11 protein-coding genes are annotated in these 16,458 nt (G+C 71.2%); 10 read left to right on the top strand and 1 reads right to left on the bottom strand.

The features are described 5' to 3' along the window. Nucleotides 1–222 precede the first annotated feature (222 nt). The 5 genes from rsmA (at nucleotide 223) to ACZ7MG_RS19160 (ending at nucleotide 6,768) form a co-directional block, all read left to right on the top strand. Nucleotides 223–1,164, top strand: a complete 942-nt coding sequence (rsmA, locus tag ACZ7MG_RS19180) for a 16S rRNA (adenine(1518)-N(6)/adenine(1519)-N(6))-dimethyltransferase RsmA (protein ID WP_471393848.1) — start codon at nucleotides 223–225, stop codon at nucleotides 1,162–1,164. Then, entirely contained in the window at nucleotides 1,161–2,075 is a 915-nt protein-coding gene (locus tag ACZ7MG_RS19175) for a 4-(cytidine 5'-diphospho)-2-C-methyl-D-erythritol kinase (RefSeq protein ID WP_471393851.1), read from the top strand. The genes rsmA and ACZ7MG_RS19175 overlap by 4 nt, the downstream gene beginning before the upstream one ends. A 75-nt stretch (nucleotides 2,076–2,150) precedes the next feature. Next, nucleotides 2,151–3,596, top strand: coding sequence for an acyltransferase family protein (locus ACZ7MG_RS19170; protein ID WP_471393854.1), 1,446 nt, complete (start codon nucleotides 2,151–2,153; stop codon nucleotides 3,594–3,596). A gap of 231 nt (nucleotides 3,597–3,827) precedes the next feature. Then, a complete protein-coding gene (locus ACZ7MG_RS19165; RefSeq protein WP_471393856.1) occupies nucleotides 3,828–4,607 on the top strand; it encodes an MHYT domain-containing protein in 780 nt (259 codons plus the stop codon). 142 nt (nucleotides 4,608–4,749) lie between these two features. After that, nucleotides 4,750–6,768, top strand: coding sequence for a sensor histidine kinase (locus tag ACZ7MG_RS19160; protein ID WP_471393859.1), 2,019 nt, complete (start codon nucleotides 4,750–4,752; stop codon nucleotides 6,766–6,768). Between the two features lie 113 nt (nucleotides 6,769–6,881). On the opposite strand, the gene ACZ7MG_RS19155 is transcribed toward ACZ7MG_RS19160, so the two are convergent. After that, nucleotides 6,882–8,507: a S8 family peptidase gene (locus tag ACZ7MG_RS19155; protein WP_471393862.1), complete on the bottom strand. Its 1,626-nt coding sequence runs from the start codon at nucleotides 8,505–8,507 to the stop codon at nucleotides 6,882–6,884. 406 nt (nucleotides 8,508–8,913) lie between these two features. On the opposite strand from ACZ7MG_RS19155, the gene ACZ7MG_RS19150 reads away from it, so the two are divergent. The 5 genes from ACZ7MG_RS19150 to ACZ7MG_RS19130 all read left to right on the top strand — a co-directional run bounded on the left by ACZ7MG_RS19150 (nucleotide 8,914) and on the right by ACZ7MG_RS19130 (nucleotide 16,455). After that, complete coding sequence (locus ACZ7MG_RS19150; protein WP_471393864.1) at nucleotides 8,914–9,507, top strand: DUF2269 domain-containing protein; 594 nt, start codon at nucleotides 8,914–8,916, stop codon at nucleotides 9,505–9,507. Continuing rightward, entirely contained in the window at nucleotides 9,507–11,330 is a 1,824-nt protein-coding gene (locus ACZ7MG_RS19145; protein ID WP_471393867.1) for an ABC-F family ATP-binding cassette domain-containing protein, read from the top strand. Before ACZ7MG_RS19150 ends, ACZ7MG_RS19145 begins: the two co-directional genes overlap by 1 nt. A 259-nt stretch (nucleotides 11,331–11,589) precedes the next feature. Beyond that, on the top strand, nucleotides 11,590–13,425 hold the full coding sequence (locus ACZ7MG_RS19140) for an outer membrane protein assembly factor BamB family protein (protein WP_471393870.1): 1,836 nt from the start codon (nucleotides 11,590–11,592) through the stop codon (nucleotides 13,423–13,425). 64 nt (nucleotides 13,426–13,489) lie between these two features. After that, nucleotides 13,490–15,442, top strand: coding sequence for an outer membrane protein assembly factor BamB family protein (locus ACZ7MG_RS19135; RefSeq protein WP_471393872.1), 1,953 nt, complete (start codon nucleotides 13,490–13,492; stop codon nucleotides 15,440–15,442). Between the two features lie 314 nt (nucleotides 15,443–15,756). Beyond that, on the top strand, nucleotides 15,757–16,455 hold the full coding sequence (locus tag ACZ7MG_RS19130) for a helix-turn-helix transcriptional regulator (protein ID WP_471946146.1): 699 nt from the start codon (nucleotides 15,757–15,759) through the stop codon (nucleotides 16,453–16,455). The last annotated feature ends 3 nt before the right edge of the window (nucleotides 16,456–16,458 follow it).

The following is a 16,458-nucleotide window of genomic DNA, read 5'->3' as shown; positions in this document are numbered from 1 at the left end:
GGGTGCGGGAGCGTTCGCGACTGCGGGCCCGGTGGGGCGTCTCGCGCAGTTCCCCGCGCCCCTGAAAAACAGGGGCTACGCCCCATGCTTTTCAGGCCCGCAGGGCCTGGTCTTTTAGGGGCGCGGGGAACTGCGCGAGACGCCCCACCGGAGCCGCAGTCGCCCACGTACCCGTACCCCCGAGCTATCAGGCGCCCCGGTCCCAACCCGTACCCTGGTGCGGTGAGCAGCACCCCCCGCCTCCCCGACGCCCTCCTGGGCCCCGCCGACGTCCGCGAGCTCGCGGCAGCGCTCGGCGTACGCCCCACCAAACAGCGTGGCCAGAACTTCGTGATCGACGCGAACACGGTCCGCAGGATCGTGCGGACCGCGGACGTCCGCCCGGAGGACACGGTCGTCGAGGTGGGCCCGGGCCTCGGCTCGCTCACCCTGGCCCTGCTGGAGGTCGCCGACCGGGTCACGGCCGTCGAGATCGACGACGTCCTCGCCGCCGCGCTGCCCGCCACCATCGCCGCCCGGATGCCCACCCGCGCCGCCCGTTTCGCCCTCGTGCACGAGGACGCGATGCAGGTGACCGAGCTGCCCGGCCCCCCGCCCACGGCCCTCGTCGCGAACCTCCCGTACAACGTCGCCGTCCCCGTGCTGCTGCACATGCTGGAGACCTTCCCCACCATCGAACGCACCCTCGTCATGGTCCAGGCGGAGGTCGCCGACCGGCTCGCCGCCGGGCCGGGCTCGAAGGTGTACGGCGTGCCCTCGGTGAAGGCCAACTGGTACGCGGAGGTCAAGCGCGCCGGGGCCATCGGGCGGAACGTCTTCTGGCCGGCGCCTAACGTCGACAGCGGGCTCGTCTCGCTGGTCCGCCGGACCGAGCCGATCAAGACCACCGCGGCCAGGCGGGACGTGTTCGCGGTCGTCGACGCGGCCTTCGCCCAGCGCCGCAAGACTCTGCGCGCCGCCCTCGCCGGATGGGCCGGTTCGGCCGCCGCCGCCGAGGCCGCCCTCGTCGCCGCCGGGGTCTCCCCGCAGGCCCGCGGCGAGTCCCTGACGGTCGAGGAGTTCGCCGCCATCGCCGAGCACCGCGTCACCGAGGGCACCACCGAGAGCGCCACCGACAGCAGGACCGACAACACGACCGACACCGAGGAGCCCAGCCAGCCGTGAGCGTCACCGTTCGCGTCCCCGCCAAGGTCAACGTCCAGCTCGCGGTCGGCGGGGCCCGGCCCGACGGGTTCCACGACCTGGCCAACGTCTTCCTCGCCGTCGGGCTGTACGACGAGGTCACCGCCACCCCCGCCGACGAACTGACCGTCACCTGCGAGGGCCCTGGCGCCGACCAGGTCCCCCTGGACCGCACGAACCTCGCCGCACGCGCCGCCCTCGCGCTGGCGGAGCGGCACGGCGTCGAGCCCGCCGTCCACCTCCACATCGTCAAGGACATCCCCGTCGCGGGCGGCATGGCCGGCGGCAGCGCGGACGCGGCCGGCGCGCTCCTCGCCTGCGACACCCTCTGGGGGACCAACGCCTCGCGCGCCGAACTGCTCGACATCTGCGCCGAGTTGGGGAGCGACGTGCCGTTCAGCCTGGTGGGCGGGGCGGCTCTCGGGACCGGGCGGGGCGAGCGGCTCCAGGCCCTCGACGTGGGCGGGACCTTCCACTGGGTGTTCGCCGTCGCCGACGGCGGGCTCTCCACGCCCGCCGTCTACCGCGAGTTCGACCGGCTGCACGCACACGACACCGTCCCCGAGCCCGTCGCCTCCCAGGTGCTGCTGGACGCGCTCGCCAAGGGCGACGCCGACGCGCTCGCGGCCTTCCTGTCGGACTCCAACGGCCTCCAGCCCGCCGCCCTCTCCCTCTTCCCGCGCCTGGCCGACACCCTCGACGAGGGCCGCGCGGCCGGCGCGCTCGCCGCGCTCGTCTCCGGCTCGGGCCCGACCACGGCCTTCCTCACCCGGGACGCCGACTCCGCCCACGCCGTCGCCGAGGGACTCCTCGCGTCCGGCACCTGCAAGGCCGCGCGCGTGGCCGCCTCGCCCGCGCCCGGGGCGACCGTGATCCGGGGAGCCCGGGCGTAGGCGCGTAGGTACTCAGAGGTGAGCTGAGTACGGGAGCGCTGCCGCCCACCCCGGCGCCCGCGCGACCGTACTCCCATGACCGCAACAGCCAGCGCAACAGCCGGGGCAGCAGCCGGCGCGAAGGCCGGTGCAGGCGCGACCGCGAGCGCACTCGCCGCCGCCACCCCGGCCACCCGCGACCGGTACGTCGATCTCCTCCGCGTCGCCTCCCTCGGCACGGTCGTCCTCGGCCACTGGTTGATGGCCGCGGTCACGACCGGCGCCGACGGCCGGGTGGAGGTGGGCAACCTCCTCGCCGTCGAGCCGAAGCTCCAAGTCCTCACCTGGGCCCTGCAGATCATGCCGGTGTTCTTCTTCGTCGGCGGCTTCTCGCACGCCCTCTCCTACCGCTCGCTCAGCCGGAAGCACGCGGCCGGGCACCAGGACGGCGAACCGGGCGGCGAACCGGCCGGCGCGTCCGTCTACCCCGCGTTCCTGCGCGCCCGCCTCCAGCGGCTGCTGCGGCCGACCATGGTGTTCATAGGGGTGTGGGGCGCCGCCGCCGTGCTCCTCCATCTCGCGGGCCGGGGCGGCGGACTGCTCGACGTGGCGCTGCGGCTGGTCGCGCAACCGCTGTGGTTCATCGGGATCTACTTGGCGATGGTCGCCTTCACCCCGCCGCTGCTGAAGCTCCACGAGCGGTTCGGCTGGGGCGCGTTCGGCGGGCTTGTCGCGGCCGCCGCCCTCGTGGACGTACTGCGCTTCGCGCTCGACGTGCCGTTCGTCGAGTTCCTCAACTTCGCCTTCGTCTGGCTCGCGGTCCACCAGCTCGGGTTCCTGCGCGCCGACGGGCGGCTGACCCGGCCGTACCTCCTCGCCGGGGCCGGGCTCGCGGGGGCCGCGCTGCTGGTGGCGTACGGGCCGTATCCGCTGTCGATGGTCGGGATGCCGGGCGAGAAGGTGTCGAACATGGCGCCGCCGACCTTCGCACTGCTGTGCCACGGGCTGTGGCTGGTCGGCGCGGTGGAGTGGCTGCGCGGGCCGGTCGGACGGTGGCTGGAGCGGCCGAAGGTGTGGCGGACGGTCGTGGCCGCCAACGGCATCTCCATGACCGCGTTCCTGTGGCACCTTTCGGCCATGCTCGGCGTCTACGGCGTACTGCTCGCCCTCGATGTCGACCTGCCCGCACCCGCGTCGGGTGCCTGGTGGGTCCAACTGCCGCTGCGGTTCGGGGCGGCGGTCCTTCTGACGGCGGTGCTCGTGGCCGTCTTCCGGAGTTTCGAACGGCCTGCCGCGCGGTCCGGGCGGATCGGGAGTTCACGCAGGTCTGGGGCGTATTCCGGGCCCGCGGCCGCAGTTGGGGTGACCCTGTGCCTGTTCGGTGTGCTCGGGCTCTCCATGGTCGGGTTCGGCGGGCTGTTCGAGGGGCGTACGGCTCTGCTGATCGCCGTTCAGGTCAGTGCGCCGGTGGCCGTGGCGATGACGCTCGCCGGGTGGGCACTGGTGGAACTCATTGGTGGTGGCGCACGGTCAAGTGCCTGACCGGAGGGGTCCCGTGGAGGAAATGTGCAGGTCAGGCAATGGTCCGCCAAACCCTTCAGTTTGTAACCCACGCCACAGTCTTTTAATGTTCACGGAATTCCCTTCTGGGCCCCTTTCCGGTGATCTGCGGCTCATTTTCGGGTGGCATGATCTCGATCCCCGGTGCCTCGTTACCGGCGGTACTTCCCGTGCGCGTGGTGTCGTCCCCGCGGCGGGCGAGAGGGGTTCCTCATGGGACACATGGACCACTTCAGCGCCGGATGGGTCACCCCCGTCCTCTCCTATGTCATGGCCTGCGTCGGCTCCGCGCTCGGACTGCGCTGCACCGTCAGGGCACTTGAGGCCGAGGGTGCCTCGAAGCGGAACTGGCTGACGCTCGCCTCGTTCGCGATCGGCTCGGGCATCTGGACCATGCACTTCGTCGCGATGATGGGCTTCGGGGTGGAGGGGACACCGATCCGCTACGACGTCCCGATGACCGTCCTCAGCCTCGTCATGGCGATCGCCGTGGTCAGCGCCGGTGTCTTCACCGCCGGTTACGGCCGCTCCCGGGTCCGCGCGGTGGCCTTCGGTGGCCTCGGCACCGGGCTCGGCGTGGCCGCGATGCACTACACCGGCATGGCCGCGCTCAATCTGCACGGCCAGGTCAGCTACGACCCGTCCCTGGTCATCGCCTCCGTGGTGATCGCCGTCGTCGCCGCGACCGCCGCGCTGGCGCTGACGCTGGTCGTGCGCGGGGGTGTGCTCGCCGCGATCGCCGCGCTCGTGATGGGGCTCGCGGTCAGCAGCATGCACTACACCGCGATGTACGCCGTGAACATCGATCTCGCGCCCAGCACAGCCCAGTTGGCGGGCGCCACGGCTACCGAGTTCCTGTTTCCGCTGGCCGTGATGCTGGGGTCGTTCCTCTTCCTGACCTCGGCGTATGTGGCGTTGTCGCCGACGGGGAAGCGGGCCGAGTCCTCTTTCGCCGATGAGCTTCTGCGTGAGGTCGAGCTGTCGACTGCGTGAGCGCTCCGCTTTGAGCGCCGTGTATTGAGCGCCGTTTTTGGCTGCGGGCCCGGTGGGGGCTGGTCGCGCAGTTCCCCGCGCCCCTTAAGGCCTACGGCCCTTTCGGGGCGCTCGAATCGCCCTTTCTCAGCGAGGTCCCCAAATGAAAATCTTCCGTGCGACCACCCGGCTGCTGCGGCCCAGATCTGTGCGGGCCAAGATCGTGGCCCTGTTGATGCTGCCCATCGTGTCGCTGATGGCGTTGTGGAGCTATGCGGCCGTGACGACCGTGGCCGCCATCGGTGACACCGAGCGGGCCAAGGACGTCAACAGTGAACTGCTGGCGCCGGTCGCCGAGTTCGTGACCGTGCTGCAGGACGAGCGGACGGCCGCGATGCGGTACGCCGCGAAGCGCAGCGAGACGGGTCTCGACGAGCTGCGGGCCGATCAGCAGGCCACCGACAAGGCGGTGACGGCGCTCCGCGCGGGCCTCAACTCGTCGAGTTCGGACGCGGGTCTGATCGACACGGGCCTGCCCGACCGGCTGGAGACCCTCGAAGCCGACTTCAGCGACCTCGCCGCCCTGCGCGCGGACACCACCGGGTCGGGTGCGAAGGACGCCAAGAGCACGGTGTCGACGGCGTACACCAAGTACTCCACGGTCATCGACCACGCCTTCGCCGTGACCGGCGCGCTGACCAGCGAGAAGGGCACCGACGCGACCTCCGAGGCGCGGGTCGTCCTCGAACTCTCCCGGGTCCGGGACGCCGTGGCCCGCGAGCAGGCGCTGCTGGCCGCCGCCACCGCCTCCGGGACGCTGACCAAGGAGGAGTACGCGCGGTTCGTCGGTGCCGTCGCCACCCAGCGCGAACTGCTGAAGCCGGCCGTCGCCGACCTCAAGGCCGAGCACCAGCCCGCGTACAACGTGCTGCTGGACAGCGACAGTTACGCCACCCTCGTCAAGGTCGAGGACGGGGTGACCGACGCCGGGGCGGGACCGGTGTCGGCGGCCGTGCTGAAGGACTGGGACGCCTCGTCGCAGGCCGTGCTGGAGGGCCTGGCCGCGGCGGAGGAGGACGCGGGAACGGGCGCGGCCGCGAAGGCGGACGTCTTCGGCTGGGACACGCTCGGCGCCTCCGGCGTCGCCGTCGTCCTCGGCCTGGTCGGCGTGCTCCTGTCGCTCCTGGTCTCCGTGGGCGTCGGGCGCGGCCTCATCGTCGAACTCCTCGACCTGCGCAACTCCGCCCTGGAGGTCGCCGGGCGCCGGCTGCCGCAGGCCATGCGCAAGCTGCACGCCGGGCAGGGCGTCGACATCGACGCCGAGGCCCCGATGCGGCGTCTCGCCGGTGACGAACTCGCCCAGGTCGGCACCGCGTTGACGGCCGTGCAGCGGGCCGCGCTCAAGGCGGCCTCCGAGCGCGCGGAACTCCTCAGCGGCATCTCCGGGGTGTACGTCAGCCTCGCCCGCCGCAGCCAGGTGCTGCTGCACCGCCAGCTCGACCTGCTCAGCGTCATGGAGCAGCGCCAGCAGGAACAGCAGAACCACGCCGAGCTGTACGACCTCTACCGCGTCGACTACCTGGCCACCCGGATGCGGCGCCACTCCGAGTCGCTGCTGATCCTGTCCGGGATCGCCCCCGGCCGCGGCTGGCGGGACCCGATCGCGCTGACGGACGTCCTGCGGGCCGCCGTCGCCGAGATCGAGGACGCGACCCGGGTGCAGATCTGGGCCGCGCCGAAGGTGTCGCTGAACGGCGGTTCCGTCGCCGACGTCATCCATCTGCTGGCCGAACTCGTCGAGAACGCCGCCGCGTTCTCCCCGCCCTCCACCAAGGTCCAGCTGCGTGCCGCCCGGCTGCGGGACGGCGTCCTCATCGAGGTCGAGGACAGCGGCTTCGGCATGAACGACGAGGCGATGGCCGACGCCAACCGCAAGATCCAGTCGGACCGGGTCGACCTGCTCGACGCCAAGCAGATCGGCCTGATCGTGGTGAACCGGCTCGCCGAACGGCAGGGGCTGCGCGTCGAATTGCGGCACTCGACCAACGGAGGCGTCGCCGCCGCCGTCTTCATCCCCGAGAACCTGATCCGCGACGACATGCCCGTCCACCAGGAGCCGGCGGTCGGCGACGCCCGCTCCCTGGCCCCGGCGTCGGCGCTGATCCAGCAGCGGCGCCGGTAGGGCGCCCAGGGCCCCAGGGTCTCGCAGGACCGCCGTGTGCCCCGGGTGGTGGTGTCCCCGGGGCGCACGGCCTTTTCTCCGGCTGCCTGGTCCGTGTGGCTTGGTCGGTGTGGCTAGAAGGTCAGCTTCCAGCTGTTGATGTAGCCGGTGTCCGCGCTGTAGACGTCCTGGACCTTCAGCTGCCAGGTGCCGTTGACCGTCGTCTCGCTGGAGGCGTCGACCGTGTAGGTGGCGTCGACGTTGTCCGTGGAGTCGGAGGAGCTGCTGCTCTTCAGGCGGTACGTCGAGCCGTCCGGGGCGACGAGGTCGATGACCAGGTCACCGCGGTAGGTGTGGACGATGTTGACGTACACCGACAGGTCGCTGGGGGCGCTGCCGGTGAGACCGCTGACGGCGATGGGCGAGTACACGGCGGACCCGGCGTCGGGGATCGACACGTCGGTGGCCGACTCGAACGCCGTACCGGTGTCGCCGCCGTCGTCCCCGCCGTCGTCGCCGTCACCGCTCGGGGTGACCTGGAGCAGCAGGTTGGGGCTGCCCGTGCCGACGCTGGTGAGGGTGGACGCGGAGGCCGCCGAGGTCAGGGCCGTGGTGACCGCGGAGGGCGAGGCGCTGGGGTTCTCGCCGAGGTAGACGGCCGCCGCGCCGGCGACGTGCGGGGACGCCATCGACGTACCGGAGTAGGTCGCGGTGGCGGTGTTGGAGCTGTTCGACGCCGAGGTGATGGACGACCCGGGCGCGAAGATGTCCAGGGACGATCCGTAGTTGGAGAACGAGGACCGGGCGTCGGCGTTGGTGGAGGCGCCCACGGTGATGGCGCTCGCGACCCGGGCGGGGGAGTAGCTGGACGCGTTGGCGTTGTCGTTGCCGGCCGCGACGGCGTAGGTGATGCCCGCCGCGATGGAGTTGGCGACGGCCGCGTCCAGGGTGGAGTCCGCGCTGCCGCCGAGGGACATGTTGGCGACGGCCGGGAACTGGGCGTTGTCGGTCACCCAGTCGATGCCCGCGACCACACCGGCGGTCGTGCCGGAGCCGTCGTCGTCGAGGACGCGGACGGCGACGATGTCGGCGGCCTTGGCGACCCCGTAGGTGGTGCCCGCGACGGTGCCGGCGACGTGGGTGCCGTGGCCGTTGCCGTCGTCGGCGCTGGAGTCGTCGTCGACGGCGTCGTAGCCGTAGGAGGCCCGGCCGCCGAAGTCGGTGTGGGTGATCCGTACGCCGGTGTCGATGATGTACGCCGTGACACCGCTGCCCGCGCTGCTCGGATAGGTGTACGACGAGTCCAGGGGCAGGTCGGCCTGGTCGATGCGGTCCAGGCCCCAGGTGGCGCCGGTCTGGGTGTCGCTCATGTGGACGGTCTTGTTGGCGGCGACGGTGGCCACGGCCGGGTCGGCGGCGAGCTGCTTCGCCTCCGCCTCGGTCATCTCGGTGGCATAGCCGTTCAGCGCCTTCTTGTACGTCTGCTCCACCTCGGCGCCGTACCGGGTCGCGACCGCCTTGCCCTTCGCGGAGGCCGCCTTGAAGGGCAGGCTCTCCTTGAGGGTGACGATGTAGCTGCCCTTGATGGCGTTCTCGGCGTCGGCGCCGACGATCCGGCCCACCGCGGGTGCCGCGACCGCGGGGGCGGCGGTCGCGGCACCGACGGTGAACAGGGCCGCGGCGGAGACGACGGCGAGGAGCGCCGTGCTGTGTCTGCGGCGGCCGGGGGTGTGGGGGGCGCGGGAGTTCTGCACGAACATTGGGGGTGGTTCCCCTCTCGTGAAGACTTGCTCGGACGGGCCATCGTGGGGGGTGGCGTCCTGGTCACATACGGTGATGGGTGTGACGCGTTCACGTCAATGAGGGGAATCCCTACGTCCGGTCTGCGACGCTTGGGCGGGGCGCCTGAGGGGTGGGGGTGTCCTGTGATCGGGCGACTGCGGGTGGTTCGTGGTTGCTCGCGCAGTTCCCCGCGCCCCTGAAAAAGCGGGCTGCGCCCTGCTTTTTCGGCCCGAAAGGGCCGTAGGCCCTTAAGGGGCGCGGGGAACTGCGCGAGAAGCCCCACGCACCCGCACCCGACAACGCACCCCGTACTCCCACCCCCGTACCCCCGGATACTCCCGCCGGCAGACGCCCCCGGCGGAGCCACCCGGCACCGTGGCTCACATGAAGACGAACCCCAGCCCCCTGCGCCGCCCCGTACGCCGGACCCTCCTCGTCGTCCATGTCACCGCCTCCGCCGCCTGGCTCGGCCTCACGCTCGGGCTGCTGGCGCTCGGGGCCACCGCGGGCACCACCGGGTCCGCGGCGACGGTGGAGGCGTCGGTGCGGGCCATGAAGCTGTTCGCGGACTGGCTGCTGATCCCGGTCGGGGTCATGACCTTCGCCAGCGGGCTGGCGCTGTCGCTCGGCACGAAGTGGGGGCTGGCCCGGCATCGCTGGGTCTGGACGAAGTTCTGGCTGACCCTGGCCACCCTCACCGCGACCGTCCTCGCCCTGCGCCCCGGCGTGAACACGGCCGTCACCGCCGTCGCGGCAGGCGGCCCGCTGCCCGACGCCGGGGACGTCCTCTTCGGGCCGGTCGTCTCCCTCTCCGCGTACGTCTTCATGACCGTGATCTCGGTGCTCAAGCCCTGGGGCCTCACCAGGCGCGGCCGCCGCCTGCGGGAGGCCGCCGGACGCCGGGGCGAGCGCCCCGTCACGGCCTCCCGGCCCGCCGACTACCCTGGAGGGTCGATCGTCCGCGTGGCAGGAGAGTAATGGCCGTCAACCTGGTCAATGTCGAGAACGTCAGCAAGGTGTACGGCACCCGCGCCCTGCTCGACGGGGTCTCGCTCGGCGTCTCCGAAGGGGACCGGATCGGCGTCGTAGGGCGGAACGGGGACGGCAAGACCACCCTCATCCGGATGCTCGCCAAGCTGGAGGAGGCCGACTCCGGGCGGGTCACCCACTCCGGCGGACTGCACGCCGGCGTACTCACCCAGCACGACTCCCTCGACCCCGCCGCCACCGTCCGGCACGAGGTCATCCGGGACCTGGCGGACCACGAGTGGGCGGGCAACGCCAAGATCAGGGACGTACTCACCGGGCTGTTCGGCGGGCTCGACCTGCCCGGCTTCCCGCAGGGTCTCGACACCGTCATCGGCCCCCTCTCCGGCGGTGAGCGCCGCCGTATCGCGCTCGCCAAGCTGCTCATCGAGGAACAGGACCTGATCGTCCTCGACGAGCCCACCAACCACCTCGACGTCGAGGGCATCTCCTGGCTCGCCAACCATCTGCGCGAGCGGCGCTCCGCGCTCGTCTGCGTCACCCACGACCGGTGGTTCCTGGACCAGGTCTGCACCCGGATGTGGGATGTGCAGAAGGGCACGGTCTTCGAGTACGAGGGCGGTTACTCCGACTACGTCTTCGCCCGCGCCGAGCGCGAGCGGATCGCCGCCACCGAGGAGACCAAGCGGCAGAACCTGGTCCGCAAGGAGCTGGCCTGGCTGCGGCGCGGCGCCCCCGCCCGTACGTCGAAGCCGCGCTTCCGCGTCGAGGCGGCCAACGAGCTGATCGCCGACGTACCGCCGCCGCGCGACAAGAGCGAGCTGATGAAGTTCGCCTCGTCCCGGCTCGGCAAGACCGTGTTCGATCTGGAGAACGTCACCGTGCAGGCCGGGCCGAAGGTGCTGCTGAAGCATCTGACCTGGCAGCTCGGCCCCGGCGACCGCATCGGCCTCGTCGGCGTCAACGGCGCCGGCAAGACCTCCCTGCTGCGGGCCATGGCCGACGCCGCCCGCAGCGAGGGGGAGAAGCAGCCGGCCGCGGGGCGGGTCGTCACCGGCAAGACCGTCAAGCTGGCGTACCTCTCCCAGGAGGTCGCCGAGCTGGACCCGAATCTGCGGGTCCTCCAGGCCGTGCAGCAGATCCGCGACCGCGTCGACCTCGGCAAGGGGCGCGAGATGACGGCCGGGCAGCTCTGCGAGACCTTCGGCTTCAACAAGGAGAAGCAGTGGACGCCGGTGGGCGACCTCAGCGGTGGTGAGCGGCGGCGGCTGCAGCTGCTGCGGCTGCTGATGGACGAGCCCAACGTCCTCTTCCTCGACGAGCCGACCAACGACCTCGACATCGAGACCCTCACCCAGCTGGAGGACCTGCTCGACGGGTGGCCCGGGTCGATGGTCGTGATCTCCCACGACCGGTTCTTCGTCGAGCGGACGACGGACCGGGTCTTCGCGCTGCTCGGCGACGCGGCGCTGCGGATGCTGCCGCGGGGGATCGACGAGTACATCGAGCGGCGGCACGCGATGGAGGAGGCCGCGGCGGCCTCCTCGCCCGTCGCCGCGAAGGCCGCCTCGGCGAAGTCCACCTCGGAGAAGACCGTCTCCGCCGCGGACTCGCGCGCCGCGAAGAAGGAACTCCAGAAGATCGAGCGGCAGTTGGACAAGGTCTCCGAGAAGGAGGCGAAGTTGCACGCGCGGATCGCCGAGAACGCGACGGACTTCTCGAAGGTGGGGGAGCTGGACGCCGAGTTGAGGGCGTTGGCCGGGGAGAAGGAAGAGCTGGAGATGCGGTGGCTCGAACTGGCCGAGGACGCGTGAACGCCCCGCTGGGGGCATAGGGCGCACGTCCCGTGAAGGGGGCGTGGAGGAGCGTAACGAGGGCATCACGGGCCGGTTCTCCCTTGGGAACAGGGGAGCGACCGGCCCCGTGCGTGGAAGTGTCGCAGTGATAGAAAGAGGCGTCTGAGAAGAGTTTCGGCAGTCCGAGACAGTCCGAGACAGTCCGAGAAGCGACACCACGCGTGACCACGGGTGGCTCGAAAGAAGCGAACACACAGCGAACAGGGGGAGAGCGCTGATGGTTCAGCCACCCGATCAGCCGCCGCAGGGCGGTTACGGAGTACCGCAGAACCCACCACCGCCGTCGCAGCCGCAACAACCGCAACAGCCGTACGGCTACCCGCAGACGCCTCCGCCGCAGGGCCCGCCCGCACCGGGACCCGGCTACGGCTACCCGCCCCAGCAGCAGCCGCCCGCGCAGCCGGGCCCGTACACCCAGCCCGGCCCGTACGGACAGCCGCAGCAGTCCGGTCCCTACGCGCAGCCCGGCCCGTACAACCCGGCGTCGCAGGCCGGTTACGGCTATCCGCAGGCGCAGTACGCGGGCGCGCCCACGCCGCCCGCGCCCCCGGCCGGTGGCGGTGGTCCTGGTGGCACCGGTGGTTCGAAGAACCCCTTCAAGGGCAGGCCCGCGCTGGCGATCGGCGCCGCCGTGGTCGCGCTGCTGCTGGTCGGCGGCGCGGTGTTCGCGGTGACAACCCTCGGCGGGGACGACGAGAAGAAGCCGGTCGCCAAGGAGAGCACGAACCCGACCGGGGACGACAAGCCCTCCACCGACCCCTCCACCGACCCCTCCACGCCCGTCAACCAGGGCGACGGCAGCGGCGACGGCGGCGAGGACCTCGACGTCTCCGACCTCAACGCGGACCGCAAGGACGGCGAGGCGAAGGTGCTCTGGTACAAGAGCGCCCCCGACGCCCCCGGTTCCGGCGCGAGCGCCCCCGGCCTGTGGGTCACCGACAAGGTCGCGGTGAAGGCCGCGTACAAGCAGCTGTTCGCGTACAACGTCGGTGACGGCGACCCCGCTTGGGACCCGATCGAGTTCCCGGGCAAGATCTGCACGGTCACGCCGACGGCGACCGCCGACGACCGGGTCGTGATCGCGTACCAGAAGAGCACCTCGAAGAACGCCGAGTGCGACCAGCTCCAGCAGATCGACCTGAACACCGGTGACAAGGGCTGGCAGGTGGAGGTCGAGGAGGGCGAACTCTTCGACAGCAACATCAGCGTCGGGCTGTCCGTCACCGGGGACACGCTGATGGTGGGCCGTTCACAGTCCGGGACGGCGTACGACATCAACACCGGCAAGAAGCTGTTCGACAAGAAGAGTTACGGCCAGTCCTGCTACCCGGCCGGGTTCGCGGGCGGCGCACGGCTGATCCTGGTCTCCTCCTGCGCGGTGACCACCGACAAGGAGCACGACGAGGTCCAGGAGCTGGACCCGAGGACCGGCAAGGCCAAGTGGACGCGGAAGATCCCCAAGGGCTGGAAGGTCGAGCACGCGTACTCGGTCGACCCGGTCGTTCTCTACCTCACCAACGAGGAGGAGAACACCTGGAACATCTCCACGCTCAAGGCCGACGGCTCGACCCGCTCGCAGGCCGACTCCGACGCCACGTTCGCGCCCGACTGCGACGGCGGGATCCTCACCCGTGACATGCAGGGCTGCACGGGCGTCGCGGCCGACGCGAACACGCTCTACCTGCCGACCGAGGAGAAGGACGGCACGAACGAGATCGTCGCGCTGAACCTCGCGACCGGCAAGGAGAAGTGGCGCGTCAAGTCGCCGTCCGCCGACGCGGAGATCTCCCCGCTGAAGACCGAGGGCGGCAAGCTCCTCGCGTACGTGGAGTCCACGCGCGACGCGGGCGGCCAGGTGGTGTCCGTCCCGACCGGCGGCGGCAGCCCCAAGGCCACCAAGCTGATCCAGATGCCGGCGAGCGCCGCGCAGATCGAGAGCTCCTTCTACGCGAAGGCCCTCGACTACGTGGACGGACGCTTCTACATCTCCACGACTTTGCTGAACGGTGTCGACGACGCGAAGGAGAAGTTGATGCTGGCCTACGGCAAGTGACCACTTCGCACGTCCCCGACCCGTCCACCCAGGTCTCCCAGATCCGCTTCGAGGTATTCACGTCATGACACAGCCGCCGCCCCCGCCGAACCAGCCGCCGGGCCCGCCCCCGAACCAGCCGCCCGCCCAGCCCCCGGCACAGGGCCAGCCGCCGGCCCAGCCGCAGCCGCCCGCGCAGCCGCCGCAGGGCACCCCGCCGCCGCAGGGTGGTTTCGGCGCGCCCACGCCTCCGCCGGCCGGCGGTTTCGGCGCGCCGACGCCCCCGCCGCAGGGCCCGCCCGCGCCCGGCCCGGGGTACGGCTACCCGCAGACGCCCCCGCCGCAGCAGCCCGGCTACGGCTACCCGGGCCAGCCCGGTCAGCCCGGCCAGCCGGGTCCCTACGGCCAGCCGCAGCCGGGGCCGTACGGCCAGCAGCCGCAGCCCGGCCCGTACGGGCAGCAGCCGTACGGCTACCAGCCCCAGACCATGCCGATGCAGCCGCAGGTGGGGCACGCCCCGGGCGGTCCGGGCGGTCCCGGTGGCAAGAAGAAGGTGAACTCCGCGGCGATCATCATCACCGCGGCGGTCGCTGCCATCGCGCTCATCGTCGGCGGCGGCGTCTACATCGCCACCTCCGGTGGGGACGACGACAACGGCAAGAAGGACACCGCCAGTTCGGAGGGCACCTCCGGCGGCAAGGACGACACCAAGGGCGACGACGGCGGTTCGTCCTCGTCCGGCGGTTCGTCGTCCGGCGGCGTGGAGATCCCGACCGAGGCCCAGGAGAAGGCGCCGTCCAGCACCAGCGCCAAGATCCTCTTCCAGGTGCCCGCGCACGAGGTCAAGGAGAAGCTGACGATCGACAGCGTCAAGGGCTCCTGGCTGACGAAGACCACGTACGCCAAGTCCGCGCTCAACAAGATCGTCGGCTATGACCCGGACAGCGGGAAGGCCAAGTGGACGCTGGACCTGGCCGGTCAGACCTGCGCGGGTTCCCGTGAGATCACCACCGAGGGCATCGCCGTCGTGGTGACCGAGTCGGCCAAGCGCAAGAACAACGACGACCGCCAGCCCTGCTCCGAGGTCACCGCGTTCAACGTCGAGACCGGCAAGGAGGTGTGGACCAAGAGCGCCGACCTCAGCGGCAGCAAGGTGCCGTTCGGCGAGGTCACCATCTCCGGTACGACGGTCGCCGCGGCCGGCGGCTACTCCGGCGGCGCCGCGTTCGACGTCAACTCCGGCAAGGTGCTGTGGTCGCCGAAGGCCGGCGAGTGCACCGACGAGGGCTACGCGGGCGGCGCCCAGCTGATCGCGGTCCGCAAGTGCGGCGACTACGGCAGCGAGACCTTCGAGATCCAGCTGCTCGACCCCAAGTCCGGCAGCGTCAAGTGGACGTACAAGGTGCCCTCCGGCATCCAGCGCGCCAAGATCATCTCCACCAACCCGGTCGTCTTCGGTGTGGTGACGGGCAGCGACGTCCCGCTGACCGGCACGACCGACATCTTCTCGCTCGACGACAAGGGCAAGCTGCGCGCCAAGATCTCCATCCCGGACGACAAGTACGACTACGAGTGCCCGGTCCGCGGGGTCTGGGCCTGCCGGGGCATCTACGTCGGCAACGACAAGGTGTACATGCCGACCAAGAGCCACGACGGCACCGGCGCCTACAGCTCCACCAACGAGATCGTCTCCTTCTCCCTCGCCACGGGGAAGTCCACCGGCGACCGGGTCGACGCGGGCGACGACTACGAGCTGTTCCCGATCCGGATGGACGGGCCGAACATCATCGCCTTCAAGGACGGCCCGTACGACAAGGGCGCCCAGATCGTCTCCGTCGACGCCAAGACGCTGAAGCAGACCAAGCTCCTGGAGACCCCGTCCTCGGAGTCGGTGCTGCGCGCGATCAGCGCGATGACGCCGACGATGAGCGAGATGCTCTACACCGACGGACGCTGGTTCATCGGCTCCGAACTGGTCAGCAAGCCCTACTCGGACGACGAGAAGGAGTACACGGCGCTCGGCTTCGGGGCGAAGTAACCCCACGCGCCCCCTCCGATCTTCTTCGGTCCCCGCCGACGCCCTCCGACGGCCCCGCCCCAGCTCAGGGGCGGGGCCGTGCACTTATCCCTCATCCCGCTCGAATGGGAGGGAATTTCGGTAATCCGGGGCACTTCTCTCTCATAGGGGGAGCGCAACGTCGAACAAGCGTGTAGCTTCCGGGGGCATGAAGAGCGGGCGTCGACGGGTGAGTCGGCGGGAAGTCGGGGGGCTTCTGTCCGCGAGGTCCGGTGGGCGGCCATAGTGGGCAACCATCTGGGGGACCGTGGGGGACTGGGGGGTGGGGTGGCTCGATGGGAGTGCGGCTGATGGTGGTCGACGACCACCGACTGCTGGCCGAGGCGCTGGCCTCGGCGTTGAAGCTGCGGGGGCACCGGGTGCTGGCGGCGGCGGCGCCCGCCGCGGGCGCGGCGGAGCTGGTGATCACAAGGGCACCCGAGGTGTGCCTGCTCGGCACGGCGACACCCGCCGAGCCGGGGATGTTCGACCCGGTGGTGAAGATCAAGCGCGAGCGCCCGCAGGTGGCGGTCCTGGTCCTCGGACCGGTCCCCAACCCGCGCGGTATCGCGGCGGCGTTCGCCGCGGGAGCCTCCGGCTATGTCCGGCACGACGAACGCATCGAGGGCGTCGAGCGCGCCATCATGAAGGCCCGGGCGGGTGAGGCGGCGGTAGCCCCCCAACTCCTCCAGAGCGCCTTCGGCGAACTCCTCAACCCCGCCGCCCAACCGGACGACGAGGGCCAGCGCCTGCTCCAGATGCTGACCCCACGCGAGGTCGAGGTCCTGGTCCGCGTCGCGGACGGCGAGGACACCCGCCTGATCGCGGCAGGCATGGGCATCGCCCCGTCGACGGCCCGCACCCACGTCCAACGGGTCCTGATGAAGCTGGGGGTGGGTTCGAGGCTGGAGGCGGCGGCTCTGGCGGCCCGCACGGGCTTGCTGGACCGGGCGGGGCCGGTACCGCACGGCCCGCCGCCGGGGATGGAGGCGTAGGGC

This window comes from Streptomyces sp. NPDC107538 (assembly GCF_055657445.1).
Note: the sequence above shows the minus strand (reverse complement) of the source record. Positions and strands in the feature narration are given on the sequence as shown.

Bases quoted from the DNA above. Each gene is read 5' to 3' on its own strand.
- ACZ7MG_RS19170 (WP_471393854.1), top strand. From the start codon at position 2,151: ATGACCGCAACAGCCAGCGCAACAGCCGGGGCAGCAGCCGGCGCGAAG.
- ACZ7MG_RS19145 (WP_471393867.1), top strand. From the start codon at position 9,507: ATGGCCGTCAACCTGGTCAATGTCGAGAACGTCAGCAAGGTGTACGGC.
- ACZ7MG_RS19155 (WP_471393862.1), bottom strand. From the start codon at position 8,507: ATGTTCGTGCAGAACTCCCGCGCCCCCCACACCCCCGGCCGCCGCAGA.
- ACZ7MG_RS19160 (WP_471393859.1), top strand. From the start codon at position 4,750: ATGAAAATCTTCCGTGCGACCACCCGGCTGCTGCGGCCCAGATCTGTG.
- ACZ7MG_RS19150 (WP_471393864.1), top strand. From the start codon at position 8,914: ATGAAGACGAACCCCAGCCCCCTGCGCCGCCCCGTACGCCGGACCCTC.
- ACZ7MG_RS19135 (WP_471393872.1), top strand. From the start codon at position 13,490: ATGACACAGCCGCCGCCCCCGCCGAACCAGCCGCCGGGCCCGCCCCCG.
- ACZ7MG_RS19165 (WP_471393856.1), top strand. From the start codon at position 3,828: ATGGGACACATGGACCACTTCAGCGCCGGATGGGTCACCCCCGTCCTC.
- ACZ7MG_RS19140 (WP_471393870.1), top strand. From the start codon at position 11,590: ATGGTTCAGCCACCCGATCAGCCGCCGCAGGGCGGTTACGGAGTACCG.
- ACZ7MG_RS19130 (WP_471946146.1), top strand. From the start codon at position 15,757: ATGGGAGTGCGGCTGATGGTGGTCGACGACCACCGACTGCTGGCCGAG.